Here is a 20,738-nt window from a genome sequence, read left to right as displayed (position 1 = left end):
GGACCATTCACTGTCGGTTAAATCACTTGGGTATCTCTCTCGCATCCCAAGTCTATCTCACACTGGTAAAGCAATGTGCAGCTTTTTTGTGGTGAAACGACTTTTTAGACGCCCTCTAACAAACCGCTATAGCCAGTGTTTCGCGCGCAAGGCTTCAAACGCTACGCTTAATTCCGGGAGTCGCTTTTCCCACTGGCGCTCCCATTCGAGTGTTACAACCGGCGGAGTTCCCTGGGCCACAAAAGCGTCCATCAACTCCTCCAAGTTCCCAGTCCCCTGCCCTGGAATGCTGTGCTTCATGCCCCCTGGAACAACAACTGCCGGGTCTTTCAGGTGGACTCTTGGGATGTGGTGCCGCAGCTCTTGGTAGGTCGCAAGCGCCCCTTCATTGCCTAATTCACTGAGAGCATGCCCCAGGTCATACAACAGCGGCGGGTTCCAACCTAATGCTGCGCCGACTCGATAATACATATCCGGATAAAACATGCGATGGTGCCCCTCAACGAGTATTTCCACCGACCAGCCATGCTTCTCCTTTTCCATCTTCCACCAACGCAGGGTATCAACCGCCTGCTCAAACATCTCCTCTGTCCAGGGCGCATAGGGGCCGACGAAGTCGAATGCGCGTAACCACTTTACACCGGCAGCTTCAGCCCAAGGGACATAAGCCAGAAAATCGGCGCGATCCTTTCCGACGTTTTTCGCAAGCCGTAAACTGCCAGAAAGCACGGACACCTCTACCGATGAAGAGCGCTCCAAGTAGCTAGCAAATTCAATGGGTGACTGAAAGCGTTTGGCTAATACATCCGGCAGATCAATGGAATCTTCCAAGGTCCGCAACTCGAGTTCTTCAATGCCCCAACCTTCCGCAACATTGAGTAATGTTGCCAGGTCTGCCTCGGGCATCCCCATTGAAGAATAGGCCCACTTAACATCATAAATTCTTTTGTGGGTTTGCTTTGCTTGCTGTGCTAAATTCACCGGTTCTTTCATCTCAACTGAATCAATTGGGGGGTATCTTATAATCACTTGGAATAGCCGGGGTTTGGATAAATGCGTTTCCAACCACGAGTCGCAAAGGCGTGGGAGCGGCATAAGGGCTCAGGACTATCAATCCGCTCAGCCAATTGACCCGAGTTCGCATTGCACGTAACCCAATCCAAGAGCAGACCTTCCAGCTTCATTCGCTCTCCGTAGTGATCTTCGGAATCATAAAGGTTTTCCGCTTCGTGCGGATCGGCCACCATATCGAATAGCTCACAAAAGCCTGTGGCATAGCGGCAAAGTTTCCATTGCCCAGTCCGAACCATGCAGCCGTCTTCCATGTATCCGAAAACCGGATCGACCTCCCCTGCAACATCCCCACGCGGGAGGCTTGGATAGGCCCACCAATCAGGAAGTTTCCCGCAGGCATCTTGCAGAATGGTCGCTGGCGCCGACTGCAAGGCGACCGGCGTCGAGATGCGCTGCCCTCCCCCTTCAGCTTGAGGCCACCGCATCAGCAGCGGAACATGCACAGACGGTTCGTAAAATGTGCCCTTGCCCACCCGTTCCTGATCACCCACATGATCGCCATGATCGCTGGTAAAGATAATCACGCTCGAGTCAAGGCGCCCCGCCTGGCGCAGGGCATTCAACACGCGCCCGACTTCATCATCAATTTGGGCAATGAGCGCCGCGTAGTGATGTCGAATGCGCAGCTTATCTGCTTCCGTGAAATCGGTATAATCCAGCTGATGCCAGTATCCCTTGTACCCTTTAATGAACCTCGCGTGCATTTCGAGCGCCGCATCCGATTGGCAAAGCGAACGCGGGCAGAGTTGCGGCAACTTCTCCGGCGCCACATGCTCCAGTAATTCCGGCACGGGATCGTAGGGACAATGCGGCCCGGGAAAACCAACCATCAACGCCAATGGCTGCTCGGTAGGTTGTCGCTGAATCAACCGCACAGCCTCTTCGGCGACAAAGCGGTCCGGCGTCAGTGATATATCATGCGGGAAGTGGACCGCGCCTTTTTGCTTAACGTAATCCGGCAAATCAATGGCGTTAAACTTATCAGGGCCAACTCCATTCTTGCGGAGAAAGCCCATGTAATCATCATCAATCAACGGCCAACGTTTATCCTCAGCAATGATACGCTCTGCAAACCCTTCTGAAGATTCAAACGGATGAAAATGCATTTTACCCACTGCCGCCGTATGATAACCTTGCTCCAACAACAGCTCGGGCCAGGTTCGGTAGCCCATCTCTACTCGGTCCGGTCGCAGCCAATGCTCGTTACTAATGACTCCCGATTGCAGCGGCGTCATCCCCGTGAGCATTGCAGCCCGCGCTGGCACACAAAGCGGGCACGTCGAAACGGCATTTTCGTAGACCACGCTCTCGCTCGCCAACCAATCAAGATTGGGCGTATCGATAGCGTCACACCCATAGCAACGTAGAAAGTCAGCCCTGAGCTGGTCGCACAGGATAAAGACATAATCGCGCTGTGGACTCGTGGCCATTGTTATAAAGACTTTGATTTTGCGCGGTCTGCCCGAACGCCACTGAGCCACATGAGCCCGCCAACCAGGAACAGAAAGCCACTGACAAATAGTACTTCTACCTTGTCGGCCCACGTCTCAGGAAAAGGAATCAGCAGCAAAACAAGTGCAGCCACAATAACGGCGATCTTCCCGATAAGTCGCAATTGATGCGAGTCATTGGCGTCGCCAACTTCCTTTTCAAAGTCCACGGGCGTATACATGTTCTTGAAAAAAGCATTCACCCTCTCGCGATATGCATCACTCACCTTGGGCCACCAGAATCCACTGACGAAAAATGCGATCGTGCCTACCGTTAAGACAATGAGCACGGTAACTTGAAAATCCACCTTGGGTGCGCCCCATTGCGGTGAAATCCCCAAATACACCGAAGCGCAAAAAGCTGATAGAGATGAGAAAACCGCAGCCCAGCCAGGCACTCGCTTAAAAAACAAACCGAGCAAAGTGGGAACTGACAATGGCAAGGAGAGATAAGCGCCGATTGACAGCATGATTTCAAAGACGCCAGCCCCAGCTCGTTTCGAATAGTAAAGACTCAGCAAAATAATTCCAATCCCCAGCAGAAGACTGACGATTCGGCTCGCCTTGAGCAACTCTTCATCAGAACGAGGCGTCTTGGAAAGCAATCGGCAAAACGCCGGATAAACATCCTTAACGATAATTGCTGCATTGCGATTGAGCCCCGTGTCCATCGAACTCATCGTCGCCGTAAACATAGCAACCACGACCAAGCCCATCAAGCCCGGGGGCAGCAAATTCATGCTAACTATGGCGTAGGCAGCCTCCGCACTTTTACCAAGCTCAATGGCTTCGATTTGATCTGAATACAACAGTCGCGCAACCATCGGCGGCAGGAACCAAATCCCAGCGCCCATCAACATGAGCACAACACAGAGCAACGACGCCTTGCGCGCATCACGACCATCCTTCAAAGCAAAGAATCGCGTAGCCGATCCAAGGGTGTTCCATGCAATGACGTTCTTCGTGAACATCGCCGCGACCCAGCCCCAGGTAAATGCGCCAGCGGCAAATTCACCCGGGCTATTGACGATCTTAAAATCTTCACTCAGCCCCTGCGCAACAACCGCTGCTTGCAATTCGCCAAAGCCGCCGATGGCCCGATAAGCAAGCCAGGCGACCAGTATGGTGATCGGCAGCAGGATTAAGCTTTGCAAAAAGTCTGTGGCCATCACCGCCCAACTACCACCGGTTGTCGCGTAAAACAAAACCGCAATGCCGATAACGATGATCACGCCCTCCACCGGCAGACCAAAAACCGCAGAGCAAAAGATCGATAGCCCATATAAATGCAACCCGGCATAAAGCAACCCGGTCACGATACTGATCCAGGCGTAATATTGCTGTGTACCATTGCCATAACGCATCCTGAGAACCTCGGGGCCAGTCGTTACACGGATCTGGCGAAACCAAGGCCCGGTGCAGATAAAGTTCAGAAGATAGCCAGTCGCAGTAGACAGAAAAATAATCGAAGCAGACCAACCAGCCTGGTAAGCCACGCCGGCCGCGCCCGTAAAAGTCCAGGCGCTAAACGTGCCCATGAACATGCTCATTCCAACCAGCCACCAGGTGCCTCGACTGCCGCCCTTGAAGTAATCGCTAATGCCCTTATTGAAGTTTTTAAAAGCCCAACCGACTCCCATCATCAGTAGCAAATAAACAACTATCGTAATGTAATCGATGGTGTGAATTGAAGGAGTATCCATAAGGGGCAAAGCAAAAGTCGGGTCGCGCTCGCAGCCAACAGCTCGATGCAAACATGATTCATGTATAAGTAAAACAGTAAGGATGAGCTCAGGATCGGGCAAAACAAACCATGCGGGTGTTTAACTGTAAATCCCTGACGTAAACGAACTAAAACAGCAAAAGCACTATTCCAAAAATACGCCTCAATACCGACCGCAAGAAAAACACCTCCAGCAGGTTTACAGTTACACCATCAGGTGCCTTGTTTAGCCTCTGGCAAATGCTTCCATAGGTGTTAATGTTATCTCATCACACAGAGGCGAAGCACAAAGGTGCCAAGCGAGCTAATGCACATACACTGATTCTACTAACCGAGAAGGAACTAGACCATTTTTATGGCCAGCAAAGCTTGAGTCGCATCTTTCCCGATCCGCGCTTATACACTTGGGTCAAGGGCTCAACCGAGCGTGAGCTCGAAGCCATTATTCAGGACGTACAACCTGAAATCATTCTCGGCGCCTGGTCGACGCCACGCTTACCCATCATCAACGGGAAGCCGCCTGCCTCGATCTACTGCCACATCTGCGGATCCGTTCGCCACCAAGTCGACAAGCGCCATCTTGAACTTGGAATGAAAGTCACAAACTGGGGCAATACGGTCGCGAAGACCGTGGCAGAATCCGCCATCATGCTGGCGCTTGCCGCCTTGAGAAATGTCGGCTACCACACAAACTCTCTGCACTACGAGAAAGGCTGGAGGGATCCAAAGTCGCCACCTCAAAAGAGCTTCATCGGCGCAAAAATCGGCATCCATGGCATGGGGCAAGTCGGCGCATCCCTGGCAAAGTTCCTCCAGCCATACGAAGCCGAGATCAGCGCTTATGATCCATACGCCGAGCCATCCGCGTTTCTCGAAAACAACGTTCGCCGCGTAGCAGACATCGATGAATTATTCCATACCAGCGAAGTCTTTTTCGAATGCTGCGCGCTTACGCCGGAAACCGTCGGCGTGGTCGACCGCAGACGCATCCAAATGCTGCCTGTCGATGCCGTGTTCATCAATGTCGGACGCGGTGAGCTGGTGGATGAATTCGCCTTGGCCAATGCAATCAGTGAAAGGCGCCTCCGCGCCGGGTTGGATGTCTACCAAACAGAACCGCTGCCTGAGGATTCCCCGCTTCGCGGCTTACGCGGCATGATCGGCACACCACACCTGGGCGGGAACAACGTAAAGTCGCACCGCAATGCCGGCGTGCTTGCGCTGAAGAACATCGATGCATACCTCAGCCAAGCCCCACTGACCAACGAGATTACTATTGAACAATATGAGCGAATGACCTGATACTCGATGACTGAATGAAGAAGCGAGTATCCATGCGCGACATCGCGCGTAGAGCAGGCGTTAGTGTGATGGCAGTTTCTCTGGCCTTACGCGACTCCAAAAGAGTTTCTGAAGAAACCAGAGAAAAAATCTTAAAGATAGCCAAAGAGATGGGCTTTACCAAAGACCCTGCTTTGAGCGCCCTCGTCAACTATCGGCACCAGCGTTCGGGCCGTCAGTTTTCAGGTATCATCGCCTACCTGAACAACCACGACCACGCGCACATTTCACAACTGAATCCCCACCACCGGGATCTCTTTGAAGGAGCCCAAGCCACCGCCAAACAATTGGGTTATAAGTTGGAAGAATTCTGGCTCAAATCACCGGAGCTTGAATACAATCTCGACCGCATTTCCAACATTCTCTCAGCTCGCGGCATTGAGGGCTTGATCGTTGGACCACAGCAGTCGCCGCACACCACGCTCGATTTGAAGTGGGAGCTTTTTTCCAGCGTCCAACTCTTTTTCTCACTCGAGTCGCCACGGCTGCATACGATTTCAACCGACGTTTACGCGGCCGTTCAGAGGGTCTTTGCAGAACTCTGTCAACTTGGCTATCGCAGGATCGGCTTCATCTCAGACCCGCACACCGATGAGCGGGTCAACAACCTCTACACCGCCGCGTATTTTTCTTCTCAACACAAACTGCCCTACCGAAAGTCATGCCTGAAGCCGCTGATCGAAGTTGACTTTAGCGATAAGACTCTGGCCACCTGGCTTAAAAAAGAAAACCCAGATGCCGTCATTGCGTTAACGCCCACGGTGATTAACCGGTTGCAAGACCCTGAGTTCATTGGCAAAGAATCAATCGGCATTGCATCGCCATATCAACACAGTGACTTCACCGAGATCGGGCACATCGTCATAGACAAGCAGTCCGTTGGAGCGCAAGCCATGCGCCTGCTGGCATCGCTGATTGAACAGAACGACAAGGGCGTCCCCGTCCACCCCATTACCCACTTAATCTTTCCCAGTTGGACTCCGGGCAACTCTGTCCACAAAGTCGGTCCACCCGTATCTTTGGCACATCAGTCACTGCGCTAGTCCCGCCAGGTAATTTGGCCTTTGCGTCCATCGGAGAGCTCCACGGACACCCCTTCGTCGCTTTCCACAACATCCACCGTGACCTCGTTAGAGTCCCCTGTTTTGTAAACTTCGATGACCGTGATAAATCGCTGCGCCTTTGACTTCTCGGGTGTCTCCGCCGTCATATGCCACTGCGGAACAGGAGTCGCTTTTCCGGGGCGGCGCACAATTTCCTCAATAGGCTTCAGGAACTGATCCGACTGCGAGATGTTCAGATTAGTCGGCTCAATAAAAGTGACCTTAGCATGAGCCGGCTCGTTGTCCACCTGCAGTACGTTCCCATCAATCTTAAAGGGATTCTTGGCGTGGAGCATGTACTGATATTGAATCGCTTCGCTCGATTGAACATCATCAGCGATGACAAACACATCGGGCTTGATCCATAGCACATGCCGATCAAAGCGTTCTAGGTCGACTTTATTATAGGCCCGGTGTGCATCCCCAATGGTATAGGTGGTGTCATCGGTGTCTTCAAAGTGCACAATCTCGCCATAGAATTGATCCGAGCTACCCGGCTGCCCAGTGCCATCCATGAGGATGGCATTGTGTGCGCGCGTTGTCCGCGTCCAACCGTTGTGGTGCGGGCTATCATAGTAGTTATAGAATCCGCTATCGAGTAGTAGCACTTTTCCGTAGGCCGACAGGTTAAAGCTATTCTGGTCGTTATGCCCATGACCAATGGAACCAAACGTCGACGATTTGAATTCCATAAAAATTTCGTTATTGGGATCTTCCCACTCGGAACGCATGAAGACCAAACCCACATCGCTGAACAAGCGACTCGTAGGCAAGTCGGCGAGCGACTTACGCTCCGGCAGCTCAAAGGGAGCCTCCAGCAACGGGATATATGTATTACGCGCAGATGCTCGACGCAGCAGAAAATCGTAATAACTCGCAACCACGCCATCCTGAAACTGCACTGCGGCATTGCGCGCAGTCATCGTGCCAGAACCACCCGGAGGACGCCCAGAGTTGTCTCCATACTGGCTCGCATTAGCGCCAGTTCCAAAACCATAGATCATGAAGTAAGGCGCATTGCGATGCCAGGGATTACCAGCCAAATCGAGACCAGTAGCCGTCTTGACCAGATGCACGGCTTGCTGGCTTGAAATCAGATTAGTCCCCAGGAAATAAGGAACCTGCTCGGCGGAACCGCCATCCGAACCGCTGAACCACGGATAATTGGCCACATACAAATCAATCAGCCAAGGCAGCCATTCCTGCGCCTCCGGCGATTCTCCATAAACAGCAATCAAACCAACCGACAAATGATAGACAACAAACTGCCAGGCATGCGGCTCAACCTTCGTGTATTCCAAACGTGGAATCATTGGCCAAGGCCAGCGCTCAGCTTCCGCATCCAACAAAGCGATACGACAACGATCGACAATCGCATTACGAATCTTCTCGCGCTCTTCCTCCGTGTATTGATCGTAAAGCCAACTGTAAGCCCAACCAAGCGCATTCACGAGGCGGCTGTTTCCAAACTGATTAACATCATGCGTGGTCAATCCCCACGGGTTCAGATCAGCTATTGCCAACGCGCGTTTTTTTACGTACTCAGCGTATTTCTGCTCACCAGTCAGTTGGTAGAGAATGCAGTTTTCCACAATGCCACGGGCTGCTTTCAAAGAGTAATCTCCAGACTTCCAAAATATCTGCTTCGATGACTTGTAGCTATCATCTCGCACATCGAAGAAAAACTCCTCCGACAAAGGTTCCAAATCAGGACGCTTACCTCCGGCATGCCGCCTCAGAAAATCCTGAAAATCCTTATTCTCCGTATTCTGAAGCAACAGCTTCAGCGCTTCGATCTTCTCCGGTCGGGTGTGAACACGCGGATGCCCGGAAGGAATGTTGTTCACCGCTTCCTTTGCTGGCGCAACCGGCCATTTCTCCAAGTCTTCTGACAACTCAAAATGACCGCCGCCAGTCACCACGCCGTTGGCGTCAGTAAAGGACCATTCGTACTCACCGGATGGCAACGGCTCAAGAGGGCGGAAGTAGTAATGATCCCGTGGATCCGACTTCAGCACGACATCTCCAGAGCTGGAGCGCACCGTTACCGTAGCGGGAAGTTCTGTCGATTCTGGCCAGCGAAAGGTTGGCGGATTGAGCGCAATGGGCATCCCTTCATAAGGCTCGGGAGTCACCACTATTTTTTGTCGGGGCGGTATACGCTCACTGCCTTTAGCATCAGCGTAACAGGCGGCTGAGAGGCATACTGAAATCAGAATAATCCATGCCTGGAGGCATGCATTACGGCGGATAGGGTTAACAAACATATGCCCAATTATAAGCATCCTGTGCATGGCGACAGACAACATGTACGCGCATTTAACTGTAAACAAATCGCGGCCATCCCCTTCCCTTCGTTTACAGTTAAATGATATACGACTTAAACGAACCTTGCTCGCGCTCATCGAAAACATGATGATATCCGTCAAAGAAGCAATAATAATACCCCTGCCAATGACTCAGCCTCGTTTGAATCAGGAGCATAAAAATATATGCCCCGCGCCCCACTAGACGATTCATTTTCGCACTAATCAGCTTGTAATGAAAGACCTCCCGCCCCCATGCCCCAAAGGCAAACGTGGATTTGCCCTTGTTATAGCACTAACGCTCATGGCCTTCATCATGTTGCTCCTGCTATCGATTGGCACAATGACGCAAGTGGAGCTGGCGAGTGTGAGCATCAAGAAGCAGCATATGATGGCTAAGCAAAATGCGCTTTACGGTCTCTATGTCGCAATGGGAGAACTACAATCCGTAGCCGGTGAAGACACCGTAGCAACCGGATCAATCAATGTAGACGCCACCCTCGCGCCTGACTCATCGAAAAAACATTGGACCGGCGTTTGGACAAACACCGGCGCTTATGACGCTTCTCGAAACCTAAGCAGTTACTCTGCCTCTCTTCAGAAAGTGCTCGTGTCGGGCGAAAACGTTGAAGACAACCTCCTGGATCCAGTGTCCACCGATTGGCCCGTGCTCGTAGGCGACACATCAGTCAACGATGTAAATGATAAGGTGCGCGCGGAGCTCGTTAGCATCGATTCAGGCCCAACCTTCACGACCAATAGCTATGCCTACTGGGTTGGCGATGAAGGCGTCAAAGCGACCATTAACATCAGCGACGACCTTGCCCACACCCTTACCGATGAGCGACGCCTGTTGACCATGCCCCAAACAGGAGCACATATGATGCAGGCCAGCACCGCGCCAGACAGCGAAGCGATAGGAGATGCTTTTCCAATGAATCCCGAAACGCTGGACCGCATATTCTCAGACGACTCGCTGGATCTCGCCCTTGGCAATGACAACACTTTTCGCAAGTCGCATTTCCACGACATTAGTGTGCACTCCAAAGGCGTCCTCAGTGATCAACGTCTCGGCGGCCTCAAGCAAGACCTAACCTGGATGTTCGAAAACGACGCCTTGCCCACAGGCTATCTCTACCAAGAACCCGACCCGGTCTTAACGCGCGATACGCTGCCGGGACCTGCCTGGAGTACTTTCCAGGATTGGTACCAACATGCAAAAGTCCTCAAGGTAAACGGCAGCCTTACCCCAACGCCTCTGGTCCGTAATATCCACAATAGCAGCAACCATAAAAACGGCATTGGCCCGGTGCTCACTCAACTAAAGCTATACTTCAACTTCTCCTTCAGCAACCCAACTCTAGGCGAAAATGGCGGACACTTGCGCATGCACCTCTTCCCGGTTGTCGTGCTCCACAATCCCTACAACGCAAGCTTGGCGCCCGCCACTTACCGATTCGTATTTGAACAACACAACACGGGAGATTCTACAGAGCTTACGGTCGACGTTGAAACCTCAGATGGTCCGGTAACATTCGGTGGCTATAAATTCAAAGACGGCCTCAACGCTCTTTTTAATCCTAGGAGTAAAAGTGGAAGCAACGACTACAGCGGTGCCATTTTCTTCCATTCGGATATACTGGAATTCAGTCCAGGAGAAGTCAAAGTGCTCACCCTGAAAGACACTGGCAATTATGTCGGGCCGTTGAATCCAGACCTAACGACACACAATGCCGATGACAGCCAAGGGAATATGCTCGTCGCCGGATTCGATGATTCCAAAAGCGCCATTGTAGAATTCAAGGACACCCTGAACGAGGGGGTCACTCCGGAGTTCTATGAGTTTATGCTGGATAACTCAGGCATCCTGCGCTTCAAGCTGCAACTCGATGGCGCAAATTCCCAAACGCCATTGAGTAACTACGATGGTATCGCCTACTCCCCCAATGTCACCTCCACTTCGGCCATCGCAGAGCAGGGCGATAACTTGGTCATCTTCCCTAAAGCTGGATTCAGCTACAAGATCGACCTGGATAACGTGCGCTACTTGGCGAACTTCAACTTACGCAGTAGCCACTTTTCCAGAAACGGATATGTGCGCACAGGCACCCCCAGGCTTTTCGCTGGCGATTATGGCTTGGGCGATTTTACCACGGATGTAGAAGCAAGCACTAGCAACGCCTACTTCGGCAATAGCCACGGTTTCTCCGCCCACGCGAAAGTTGGTTTATTCGAAATCCCTTCCGACCCGAAAAATTTTCTATCACTCGGCCAACTACGTCACGTCGATCTGAGCGTCAAGTTCATGAACCCAAGCATTACCTATGACAACACGGATTCCTTCGCCCCAAGCTACATTTTGGGGAATTCCCTGGCCGACCCTAGCGTCCCCAGAACACTGAGCTACTTTGACGACAACACGACCCATTGGTATCTTATGCAGGCCAACTTCGATGAGTCATACCGCACCAACGAAGCGCTTTGGGATGGTTTCTTCTTTTCCACGCTAGACGCCAGCGATGACGCCACTGCGGTTGACAACCCTCGCAATCCAAGGCTCACGCTACAATCAGCGCTTTCCGAGATTCCAGACAATGCCTATGGCAGCGCCCAGAGCCTGCTCGTCGAAGGCGCGTTCAATGTCAACTCGACTTCTGTTGAAGCATGGAAGGCGCTACTCGCCGGCTTGAATAAGCATACGCTGGTTCACGAAGACGGCGTTCAACAAAACAACTTGTCTTATCTCTTTCCGCGCCTGGCCCGCCCAATTGGCAATGGCTTTGACTCCGATAGCGTAAACAGCGCCGATAGCAGCGAAGTGTGGAACGGCGCCCGGGCGTTGACCGATGACGAAATCAACGACTTGGCCGAGGCGATTGTAGAAGAAGTCAAAGCGCGTGGTCCTTTCCTTTCGCTTGCTCATTTCATCAATCGAAATCTGACCGCAGGCAGTGGCGCAAACGCCTACCAGGCGCTATCCGGCGCACTTCAGCGAGCCATCGACCAGAGCCAGATTAATGACGACATCGTTGGCGACGAGATCAACAGCGAACCCGATGGGACTACTTTTCCAGAACCTACATTCTTCTACGGAAACCAATTCGATGCAGCGCCTGGAGCGATAACTCAAGCGGATCTACTAACGCCAATCGCGCCCATCATCACCGCACGCTCTGACACATTTCGCATTCGCGCATACGGCGAATCCCACGTCACCGGAAGCACGCCGGTAAAGGCATGGCTGGAAGCCATTGTCCAACGCTTCCCGGAAAAAGTCTCAGCGACTGAACCGATCGAAACTGCAACTACCGCCGGCAGCATGGGGCGACGTTTCCGAATCGTAGCCCTACGTTGGATTCCTGAACAAAAATAAAGCGACTAGCATGATTACCCACTCCATCAAATACGCATCCATCTTTCTGTCTCTCACTGCGACTAGTCCAATCTGCACCGCTCAAAGCCAACTACCCGAAGAGCAGTTGAATGTAACCTGGCGGGCAATCAGTGTGAACCGCACAATCAAAGACCTGTATGTCCAGTCAGGCGACGCCTTTGAGCGGGTTTTCATTCCCAATGGCGCTTTATCCAAGCCGTATCAATACAGCGGTGCCGCTCCAATGCTTTTATATAAACGCCAAGAGGACTCAGCAGAGCCCCTTCCCGTCGCCGACGTCATGCTGGACGCCAGCGTCCGGAGAGCACTGGTCTTCATCAAGCAATACTCCGGGGATGGAGTTGCGGCCGAAGCCATGCCAATGCCGACTGAGCCGCTGCACAACGGAGAATCCAGGTTGATCAACATGACCTCCAGCCAGATTGCCGGACGCCTCAACGGAATGAAGTTTCAACTGGCGCCCCGAGAATCAACGGTTTTGCCATTCGAGTCTGATAATCCCGGAGTGATTAAAGTCTCGATCCAACTCGCCGCAAAAGAAGGCGAAGGCTGGGAGCCAAAGATAAACAGCACCTTTGGTGTGACTCCCGATATGTCCGTTCACCTTATTTTTATCCCAGGCAGTAATGGGCGAGTGGAAATGATCCCCATGAGGGAACGTCTGAAATCGACCCCCACCGATCAGGCTCAGCAAGCGCAATGACGAAAACAACTGGCTGCGATTTGTCGCTCAAAAATTTGCCCATTCTAAAAGCGTGCTTGAGATGCGAACGCTCGGGCCGCACCTCAAGCAAAGCGCATTGGCTTACTTCGTTTTCTTCGAAACCACTATTTGGCCGATGCCTCTTGCACGCGACCCATTGTTAATGAAGTTAAACGCGCCTTCGTAAGCGTTATTCGAAGTCGCATCTTTGAAGGAAGCAACGATCGAGCCGTTCAGCGACAGTTTTTGCGACTCACCATCCAGCTCAAGCTTTACCCGAACGACCTCACCGGGAGCATCGTTCCCTTTCACGACCAGGTCAGAGACATAGAATGAACCAGTCTGGATAACCGGATCAGGCAAATCTGGATCCTTTTGAATCGTCCACATAATAGAATCCGGGTTGGTCGAATTAAGCGCTCTTAAACGAAGCTGGTAGCCATTGATCACGCCACCGGTATTCGGGTTCTTGAGATCCGTTTCCAAGCGGTAGTTCAACATAAAGCTCACGTTATCATTGAAGGCCTGAAGGTAGTAATAATCGAATTCAATGACCCCGTCTTTCACATGAATAGAAGAGTGCGGATCAGACACCAGACGTGCAGACAGGATGCCCGAATCTGCGGCTTCATTCTGCCGAAAACAAACCAGGACATCTCCGTTCCTCTCGAGAATAACACCACCGTCATCACCACCTTGAAAGGACCATTGGGCCTTGCCGTCGGATGAAATAGAATCCTGCAACACAGTGCCAGTTCTTCGATTTTCAAAATCATCTTCAAAGATTTTTGAAGTGTCGGCCTGCAAGGAACAAGCGGAAGCCAAGAGGGATATATATAGAACTTTAGACATATAAAACTTATGGTTTATAGCCACCCTAGCCAGTCGCGATCTTACTCCCAATTGCCATGATAATTTAACTGTAAACAGTGCGGCCAACTTTACAATTAAACTGCCAAGCATGTTGATAAACTTACTCGCAATGGGGATAGATCAGCCAACCCCTTACCCCCATTATCGTATGCTTAAAAAACTCCTATTAATACCGCTATCTACCCTTACCCTCAGCCTCAACGCGAATACCCAGATATTTTTCGAAGACGCTGAAAACGAAACTCCAGCAACCTCTCCCGCCAACTGGGACACTGCGGCCAATTGTTTAATTTCAAACAACGGTTCCCCCTTCGGATCGAGCAATCAGTGCATCAGCCTGGACGACTCAGGAGGCGCTCAAATTTCACTCTTCAAGAATGTTCCCGACGTAGCGGGCAAAGCCTCAATCCTCTCTTTCGACTTCTACGAACCCAACGACAGCAACCACGATGAAATGTGGTTTGGCTACGCCGATACCGATCTCAACTCTACCGGCAATTGCGTCCGCATCAGCTTGAACGATGGCACCGTCAACGGCAATTCTGCTTATAGTCTAGACACCACGTATCGCGTATACCTGATTGTCAACGACACTGCGCTAGCCACTCGTTACACGGTTGCCGACGCCAGCGGATCTGTGCGATCCGGCGATTACCGCGTTATCTTTGAGGACACCGGTGCCAACACCTCCGCAATTGTAGCCGAAGGCAGCATCAATGCGTCCAACATTGCGAAGGTCGGTTTCAGAACATTCGCCTCCCCCCAACAATGCGCATACATTGACAACGTCGAGCTATTGCGAATCGAAGAAGACATCGTCTACCAAACGCAGGACTGGGAGGGCTTAACCGTGCCCGACGATGACGAATGGTGGCAGGAAACCCCGGGAACAACCGCCGTACTTGAAACGACCGACAACATTGTCCACTCCGGCAACCGGGCGCTAAAAGTAACCCTAAGCAACCCGGACAACTCGATTGTGCGATCCGAGATCGGCCACCGGTTGCCAATAACGATCGGGAAACAATACTTCTACCGTTTCAGCGTTTATCTGCCCACAGTCGGGCACCCCGCCAAACTGCCAAGCGGAGGTCACTCTATCTTTGCACAGTGGCATGGTCGAAAAGACCCCAACGAATCCTATCGCAATGCCAACCTAGCGTTTAGCATTACCACTGACAGCAAACTCGCCATTACCACAGCTTACAGCGCCGAACCAGTTAACGATGGCTCCACCACGACTAAGGTTAGTCATAAAAATCCCGACGGTAGTAACTTCGATTTGCCCAAGGGGCAATGGATCACCTTCGAAGTTTCCGTCCTCTGGGATTATACCAGCAATGGCTTTCTCGATATTTGGCAAGATGGCGAACACATTGTTAACTACAGCGGCCCGACCTCATACAACGACGCCGACGGTCCCTACTTCAAGTGCGGCATCTATCGCCACATTAGCTACACACAGGAAGAGACGATCTATTTTGATAATTTCCAAATCCTCGAAGATGGCTTGATCGCCTTCCCTGACCGAGACACTTACACTCAGGGCGGCTATTACAGCAATAATAACTATGGCAGCGACAGCCTCATCATGGTGAAGCATCAGCCCGACCAGCTCAAATACGATCGTCAGACATACATCCACTTCGATTACAGCCAATACGCAGCTTACAACACAGCGTCTGCAATCCTCAGTGTCCACTGCGATTTTATTGATTTCACATCGCCAATGAAAGCCTACCGAGTAGATAACAGCTGGACAGAATCTACCCTCACTTACGGTAACGCCAGCAACTTGATCAATCTAGGATATCAAGGCTCCGGCAGTGAGGCGCTGGGCTATATCGACCTCCCGATTCCCGATGCAACGCTCAACGATGAAATCTCACTCCAACTCCAATTTGATGATACCATCGGCGACTTCTGCAAACTTGATTCGAGAGAAAGCAGCCTCATACCAAACCGCCCAATCCTGTTTCTACTACTGCGCTAAATGACCTGCCGAAACCAACTCTTTAACGCAACCTCACCAGATCAAAACAGAGCGCAACCCAAGTGTTTACAGTTAAATCAAACGACCATTTTGACCTCAACAAGTCGGCATGATTCTATAGCCGAATCATCAAAACTGCCCCATATTCACCCAGCAGCCTACTAACTGAGCACGGTGAACATTCAAGGCGACAAGCTTGAAATTAATCCCAAAAACGAACTAAATGTCATGAAAAAATTGTTACCTATCTTAGTCCTCACCGGGTTGACAGGCCTGTCAGCTCAAACGGTTTACTTTTCTGATAATTTTGAATCGGACACGGTCGGTTCCACTCCTTCGGGTTGGACCAATACAAGTCCCGGCAAAACAATCGTTCAAGACACTGGCAGCCCCTTTGGGGCCAACAATAAATATGTAGAACTCATCGACAGCACGACAGGCGGCCAGCTTAACTTTTCTGAAACCACAAATGAGTTGGAAGGAATTGCGAGCCTCTTCTCATTCGACTACTACGAGCCAACCAGCATCTACACAGACACAATGAACTTTGGCTATGGGGCTTCGGATATCAACTCCAGCGGTCCAGCTGTGCTGAGCATTGGCGAGGGCAGCATCAAGGGAATCTCCGCCTACTCGATGGACACCGATGTGCGCATATTCCTCTACGTCAATGACACCGCCGAGAATACATTCTACTCTATTGGCGATAACACGAACGTATCTCTCGCTGCCTCCACTTACAACTTGTGGGTTTACGACTACACCTCCGACACCTATTCCCAAATCATCTCAGACGGGACCGTTGGATCCAACAACGTCGAGCGCTTTGGCTTTCGTGTCTTCAATGCAGCAACCCAGCAGGCATATATCGACAACGTGAATGTATCCTCGATCCCCGAGCCTTCCACCTACGCCCTTGGAGTTGCCTCCATAACGCTCCTGCTTGCTTATGTCAAACGGCGCTCACGTAAATAAAACTCAATGCGTCCAGACGAGCAAAAGCGCCCCTCGTCTCACTACGCAAACTGAGCCAATGCATTCGTTAGCCTGGCTGCGTTGTGACGTGTCAGAGGATGGCTTGTAGTAATATAAGTTGCCGCTCTTGGGGTCCTTAACTGGGAGCTCTTTAATAACACTGGCGGAAATTGTGCCCTCAGGGGTATGACAATGCCGAAAGACTCATTGCCCAAAGTATCAGGCCGTATCGTCTGATTTGATTTCGATCACCGTAATCGTAATCGAGCTATTATAAGCAGTTTCAGCGTGCCTCAAGGGTGCGATTTAGCTGCATGATTTCGATCATTTCGATCACCATTGCCCTTTTCGACCACTAACATTTTGTCCATCGCGATAGGGGTTCACTTTTGCAACGCCATCAAATGCCAGACCGTGAATTTTTCGGATCAAGGTTTCTGTAATCGATACATTTGCACGCGCCTCAGTCTCAACGAACCCCAATGCCTTGAAATTGTTCTTCACTTCATACTCATCGCGTTCGCGTCCAGGAAAATGCCCGCCGCCTTCAATGACCTCGCGCACCTGAGTCTCGGTCAGGCGATTACATTCAATCTGGGTGGAATAATGCGTTGAATGCAGCCGGGCACTCTCACGTAGAGATTGAAGCAAGCCAGGAGTCAACGGCAGTTCAGTGATCGCCTGCCGATCAGCCTCAATACTCATGAGTGCTTTGCGGAAAGGTGAGCTAATTGCGCTCATCTGGGCAGACTGTCAGCTTGACGGTTCACTGCCGCATATCAAGGCGCGCGCATCAACCACCCCAAACCGCAAAGAAGCCACGATTCCACTCCACCCCGGACTCGCCCGCCAACTTCTCGCGTCAAAGCCTGCCAACGCCACACCAGATGCTTCTGTCTTTCCGCGCATGAAAGATATCAGCCATGCACTGCTTGTTGATCTGGATAAGGCGGGGATAGCCCGTATTGATGCCTTAGGCCGCAAATTAGACTTTCACGCTCTGCGCTACACATATGCGACCAGTGTGGCACCCCTCAACGCATGGCTCAGGAATTGATGCGTCATAGCCGATCCAAAGCTTACTTCACAGGTCTACACAGACGTTTCTCAGCTCCCAATGCAGGAGGCAGTCCAGCAATTACCGTGGCAGGATGATGAAAACCAGGAAGTTACCAAAGAAAATCAGCCTGCGCCAGCTTCACAAAATGCAGACTTTACGGGGCTTCCCAAGTCACGAACTGGCAAATTCAATCACGATGACAAACATACGGAAGCCCATGATAATGGGCTTGTTAGTCACGTTCTGATGCGAATTGACGCACCAAAAAATGGTACCCCCCCGGGGACTCGAACCCCGAACCAATTGATTAAGAGTCAACTGCTCTACCGATTGAGCTAGAGAGGCCCAGAACGTTGGAAAGCCGTGGAGAAAACTTGATTCGACCGGTTCACGCAAGAAAAAAGTTTCTATTTTCTTACAAAACCTCGAAGAAACAAAAAATCTCCCGATTCGGTTGTCAGGTTTGGAGATTTAGTTAGACTGTCTAATCGTAACAACAACATAAACCCGCTACCTGTATTCGCAATGCCAACGACAACCAACTCACTTCTCGACGGCGTCGAAACCCCTTTGACCATCAACCTCTTAGAAGGCACCCCTGTAGAAAAGCGTGAAGAGATTCGACGCTACTTCCACCAAACTTTTGATATCTACGAAAAGCTCTTTGAGCCGATGGTCAGCCAAGAGGCCTTCGTGACTCGCGCTGATCCTCTACGGCACCCGTTGATCTTTTATTACGGTCACACGGCGGTCTTTTACATCAATAAACTGATTTTGGGCAAGTTCCTGAAGGAGCGTTTAGATCCGCACTTGGAATCATTGTGCGCAATTGGCGTGGACGAGATGAGCTGGGACGATCTAAATGAAGCCCACTACGTCTGGCCCGACCACGTAAAGGTAAAAGCCTACCGCGAGCAAGTGCGCGCGACCATCGATAAGCTAATCGACGAAACGCCGCTCGAAATGCCCGTCCAGTGGAACAGCCTTTACTGGATCATCATGATGGGCATTGAGCATGAACGCATTCACTTGGAGACCTCCTCCGTGCTAATACGGCAGCTTCCCTTATCCCTAGTGGAGCAGGAGCACCCATCATGGGCCGTTTGCCAAGATGACCCGACTCCCCCCGAGAATGATTTGGTTGGTGTACCGGGTGGACTCGTCCAACAAGGTAAAGAGCAACCCAGCCGTTTTTATGGATGGGATAACGAATATGGCAGCTTCGAAACTGAAGTGGCTGAATTCAAGGCTTCTAAATACCTCGTCAGTAACGCCGAATTCCGCCAGTTCGTTGACGACAGCGGTTATCAACAACAGGCGTACTGGAGCGAAGAAGGCTGGAAGTGGGCGCAGTATGACGCCCACGGCATGCCGCGTTTCTGGCGCAAGCGGGGAGATGGATCATATGCCCTCCGCACGATGCTGAAGGAGATCGAAATGCCTTGGTCATGGCCCGCTGAAGTCAATTATCTGGAAGCCAAAGCCTATTGCAACTGGCTCAGCGCCAAGACCGGAAAATCCATTCGGTTACCCAGTGAGGAGGAGTGGTATCGTCTGCTAGACTACACCGGGACGCCCGATGTTGGCGCGTGGAAAAACGGCGCGCCGGGCAATATCAATTTAGAAGTCTGCGCCTCCTCCACCCCGGTTAATCGCTACGAATTTGGTCAAGGTTTCTTCGATGTAATGGGCAATGTATGGCAGCACACAGAGACCCCAATTGCCGGCTTCGCAGGCTTCGAGGTGCATCCGCTATATGACGACTTCTCCACGCCAACCTTCGACACCAAGCACAACCTAATAAAAGGCGGCTCTTGGATTTCTACGGGCAATGAAGTCATCCGCGACAGCCGCTATGCCTTTCGCCGACATTTCTATCAGCACGCAGGCTTTCGCTATGTAGAGAGCAAGCATGAAGTCGTTATCAAGGACGACCGTTACGAGACCGATCCCGACGTAACCCCCTACTGCGAAGCCCACTACGGTCCAGACGGTCTGGGCGTCGACAACTACGCCGAAAAGATTGCCCAAATCTGCCTAGACCGCATGGCCAAGGAAGAACGCAACAAGGCGCTGGAAATTGGCTGCAAGGTCGGCCGCACCACCTTTGAACTGGCGGCCGGCTTTAAACAAGTCTTGGGCTTAGACCCAACGGCGCGCACAATCCGCATTGGCGTGGAAATGGTCGACAAAGGCTACACCCAGTGGGAGATTCCTTCCGAGGGCGACATTGTCGACTTTCGTCAGGCGTATCTGAAAAACATCGGGCTCGACAGCGCACGCTCTAAAGTGGAGTTCATGCAAACCGATCTTTCAAACATGAAGGATCTCTATCGCGGCTATGACCTGATTCTCATCAATTGTCAGTTAGAGCGATCTTACGATCCGGCGCAATTCCTTAAATCCGTGCATGAGCGACTCAACGAAGGCGGATTACTCGTGATTGCATCGACCAATGATTGGAACGAAACGCACACTCAGCGCGACAAGTGGCTGGGCGGTTTTAAAGACCGCACGGGCGAAAACCAATCAACTCTAGATGGCATCGAACTGGCTTTGGGTGAGCACTTCAAGAGCGCCGAAGCGCCGATTGAGATACCGCAGGTCATTCGTCGCAACGCACGGGTATTTGAGCACAATCTCGTTCAGGTCAGCTTTTGGCGAAAAGCTTAAGGTTGAATTCGAAGCAAACTCGCCGTTGTG

Annotated in this window: 14 protein-coding genes, 1 tRNA gene and 1 pseudogene; 9 read left to right on the top strand and 7 right to left on the bottom strand. The window is 51.5% G+C overall.

The annotated features are described in order from the left end of the window. Positions 1–126 precede the first annotated feature (126 nt). From RBB62_RS18775 to RBB62_RS18765, 3 genes are read right to left on the bottom strand one after another with little or no spacing between them, the layout of a single operon-like run. A complete protein-coding gene (locus tag RBB62_RS18775) occupies positions 127–993 on the bottom strand; it encodes a sugar phosphate isomerase/epimerase family protein (protein WP_309400788.1) in 867 nt (288 codons plus the stop codon). 32 nt (positions 994–1,025) lie between these two features. Then, a complete protein-coding gene (locus tag RBB62_RS18770) occupies positions 1,026–2,504 on the bottom strand; it encodes a sulfatase family protein (protein ID WP_309400787.1) in 1,479 nt (492 codons plus the stop codon). A 2-nt stretch (positions 2,505–2,506) separates the two neighbouring features. Continuing rightward, a complete protein-coding gene (locus RBB62_RS18765; protein ID WP_309400786.1) occupies positions 2,507–4,267 on the bottom strand; it encodes a sodium:solute symporter family transporter in 1,761 nt (586 codons plus the stop codon). A gap of 389 nt (positions 4,268–4,656) precedes the next feature. Here RBB62_RS18765 and RBB62_RS18760 point away from each other — a divergent pair, with 389 nt between their 5' ends. From RBB62_RS18760 to RBB62_RS18755, 3 genes and pseudogenes are all read left to right on the top strand, one after another. After that, the gene (locus tag RBB62_RS18760; protein ID WP_309400785.1) at positions 4,657–5,589 is read left to right on the top strand and encodes an NAD(P)-dependent oxidoreductase; all 933 of its coding nucleotides are present in this window, start codon (positions 4,657–4,659) and stop codon (positions 5,587–5,589) included. 14 nt (positions 5,590–5,603) lie between these two features. Next, positions 5,604–5,738: pseudogene (locus RBB62_RS20345) on the top strand (LacI family DNA-binding transcriptional regulator); the annotation flags it as partial. Further along, positions 5,739–6,671, top strand: a complete 933-nt coding sequence (locus tag RBB62_RS18755) for a LacI family DNA-binding transcriptional regulator (protein WP_309400784.1) — start codon at positions 5,739–5,741, stop codon at positions 6,669–6,671. It abuts the pseudogene before it with no gap. Here the strand turns inward: RBB62_RS18755 and RBB62_RS18750 are convergent. Next, entirely contained in the window at positions 6,668–9,160 is a 2,493-nt protein-coding gene (locus RBB62_RS18750; protein ID WP_309400783.1) for a DUF4962 domain-containing protein, read from the bottom strand. The two genes, RBB62_RS18755 and RBB62_RS18750, sit on opposite strands and share 4 nt — an antisense overlap. A 193-nt stretch (positions 9,161–9,353) precedes the next feature. Between RBB62_RS18750 and RBB62_RS18745 the strand changes: the two genes are divergently transcribed. Together RBB62_RS18745 and RBB62_RS18740 are read left to right on the top strand one after the other, a co-directional pair. Then, positions 9,354–12,410, top strand: coding sequence for a hypothetical protein (locus RBB62_RS18745; RefSeq protein WP_309400782.1), 3,057 nt, complete (start codon positions 9,354–9,356; stop codon positions 12,408–12,410). 10 nt (positions 12,411–12,420) lie between these two features. Then, positions 12,421–13,134 carry a hypothetical protein gene (locus RBB62_RS18740; protein WP_309400781.1) on the top strand — a complete coding sequence of 238 codons (714 nt, stop codon included), beginning with the start codon at positions 12,421–12,423 and terminating at the stop codon, positions 13,132–13,134. 102 nt (positions 13,135–13,236) lie between these two features. Here the strand turns inward: RBB62_RS18740 and RBB62_RS18735 are convergent, their stop codons facing one another. Next, positions 13,237–13,986, bottom strand: coding sequence for a hypothetical protein (locus RBB62_RS18735; RefSeq protein WP_309400780.1), 750 nt, complete (start codon positions 13,984–13,986; stop codon positions 13,237–13,239). A 169-nt stretch (positions 13,987–14,155) separates the two neighbouring features. On the opposite strand from RBB62_RS18735, the gene RBB62_RS18730 reads away from it, so the two are divergent. Together RBB62_RS18730 and RBB62_RS18725 are read left to right on the top strand one after the other, a co-directional pair. Continuing rightward, a complete protein-coding gene (locus RBB62_RS18730; protein WP_309400779.1) occupies positions 14,156–16,000 on the top strand; it encodes a heparin lyase I family protein in 1,845 nt (614 codons plus the stop codon). Between the two features lie 228 nt (positions 16,001–16,228). Beyond that, on the top strand, positions 16,229–16,975 hold the full coding sequence (locus tag RBB62_RS18725; RefSeq protein WP_309400778.1) for a hypothetical protein: 747 nt from the start codon (positions 16,229–16,231) through the stop codon (positions 16,973–16,975). A 333-nt stretch (positions 16,976–17,308) separates the two neighbouring features. On the opposite strand, the gene RBB62_RS18720 is transcribed toward RBB62_RS18725, so the two are convergent. Next, positions 17,309–17,680, bottom strand: coding sequence for a hypothetical protein (locus RBB62_RS18720; RefSeq protein WP_309400777.1), 372 nt, complete (start codon positions 17,678–17,680; stop codon positions 17,309–17,311). On the opposite strand from RBB62_RS18720, the gene RBB62_RS18715 reads away from it, so the two are divergent. Then, complete coding sequence (locus RBB62_RS18715; protein WP_309400776.1) at positions 17,679–18,032, top strand: site-specific integrase; 354 nt, start codon at positions 17,679–17,681, stop codon at positions 18,030–18,032. The two genes, RBB62_RS18720 and RBB62_RS18715, sit on opposite strands and share 2 nt — an antisense overlap. Before the next feature lie 272 nt (positions 18,033–18,304). Here RBB62_RS18715 and RBB62_RS18710 read toward each other — a convergent pair. Next, a tRNA-Lys gene (locus RBB62_RS18710) sits at positions 18,305–18,380 on the bottom strand. 180 nt (positions 18,381–18,560) lie between these two features. On the opposite strand from RBB62_RS18710, the gene ovoA reads away from it, so the two are divergent. Then, positions 18,561–20,708 (top strand): 5-histidylcysteine sulfoxide synthase, encoded by a 2,148-nt coding sequence (gene ovoA, locus RBB62_RS18705; RefSeq protein ID WP_309400775.1) that lies wholly within the window; start codon positions 18,561–18,563, stop codon positions 20,706–20,708. Positions 20,709–20,738: the final 30 nt, after the last annotated feature.

It is taken from the genome of Cerasicoccus maritimus (genome assembly GCA_031296935.1).
In the GTDB taxonomy this organism is placed as follows: Bacteria; Verrucomicrobiota; Verrucomicrobiia; order Opitutales; family Cerasicoccaceae; genus Cerasicoccus; species Cerasicoccus maritimus.
Note: the sequence above shows the minus strand (reverse complement) of the source record. Positions and strands in the feature narration are given on the sequence as shown.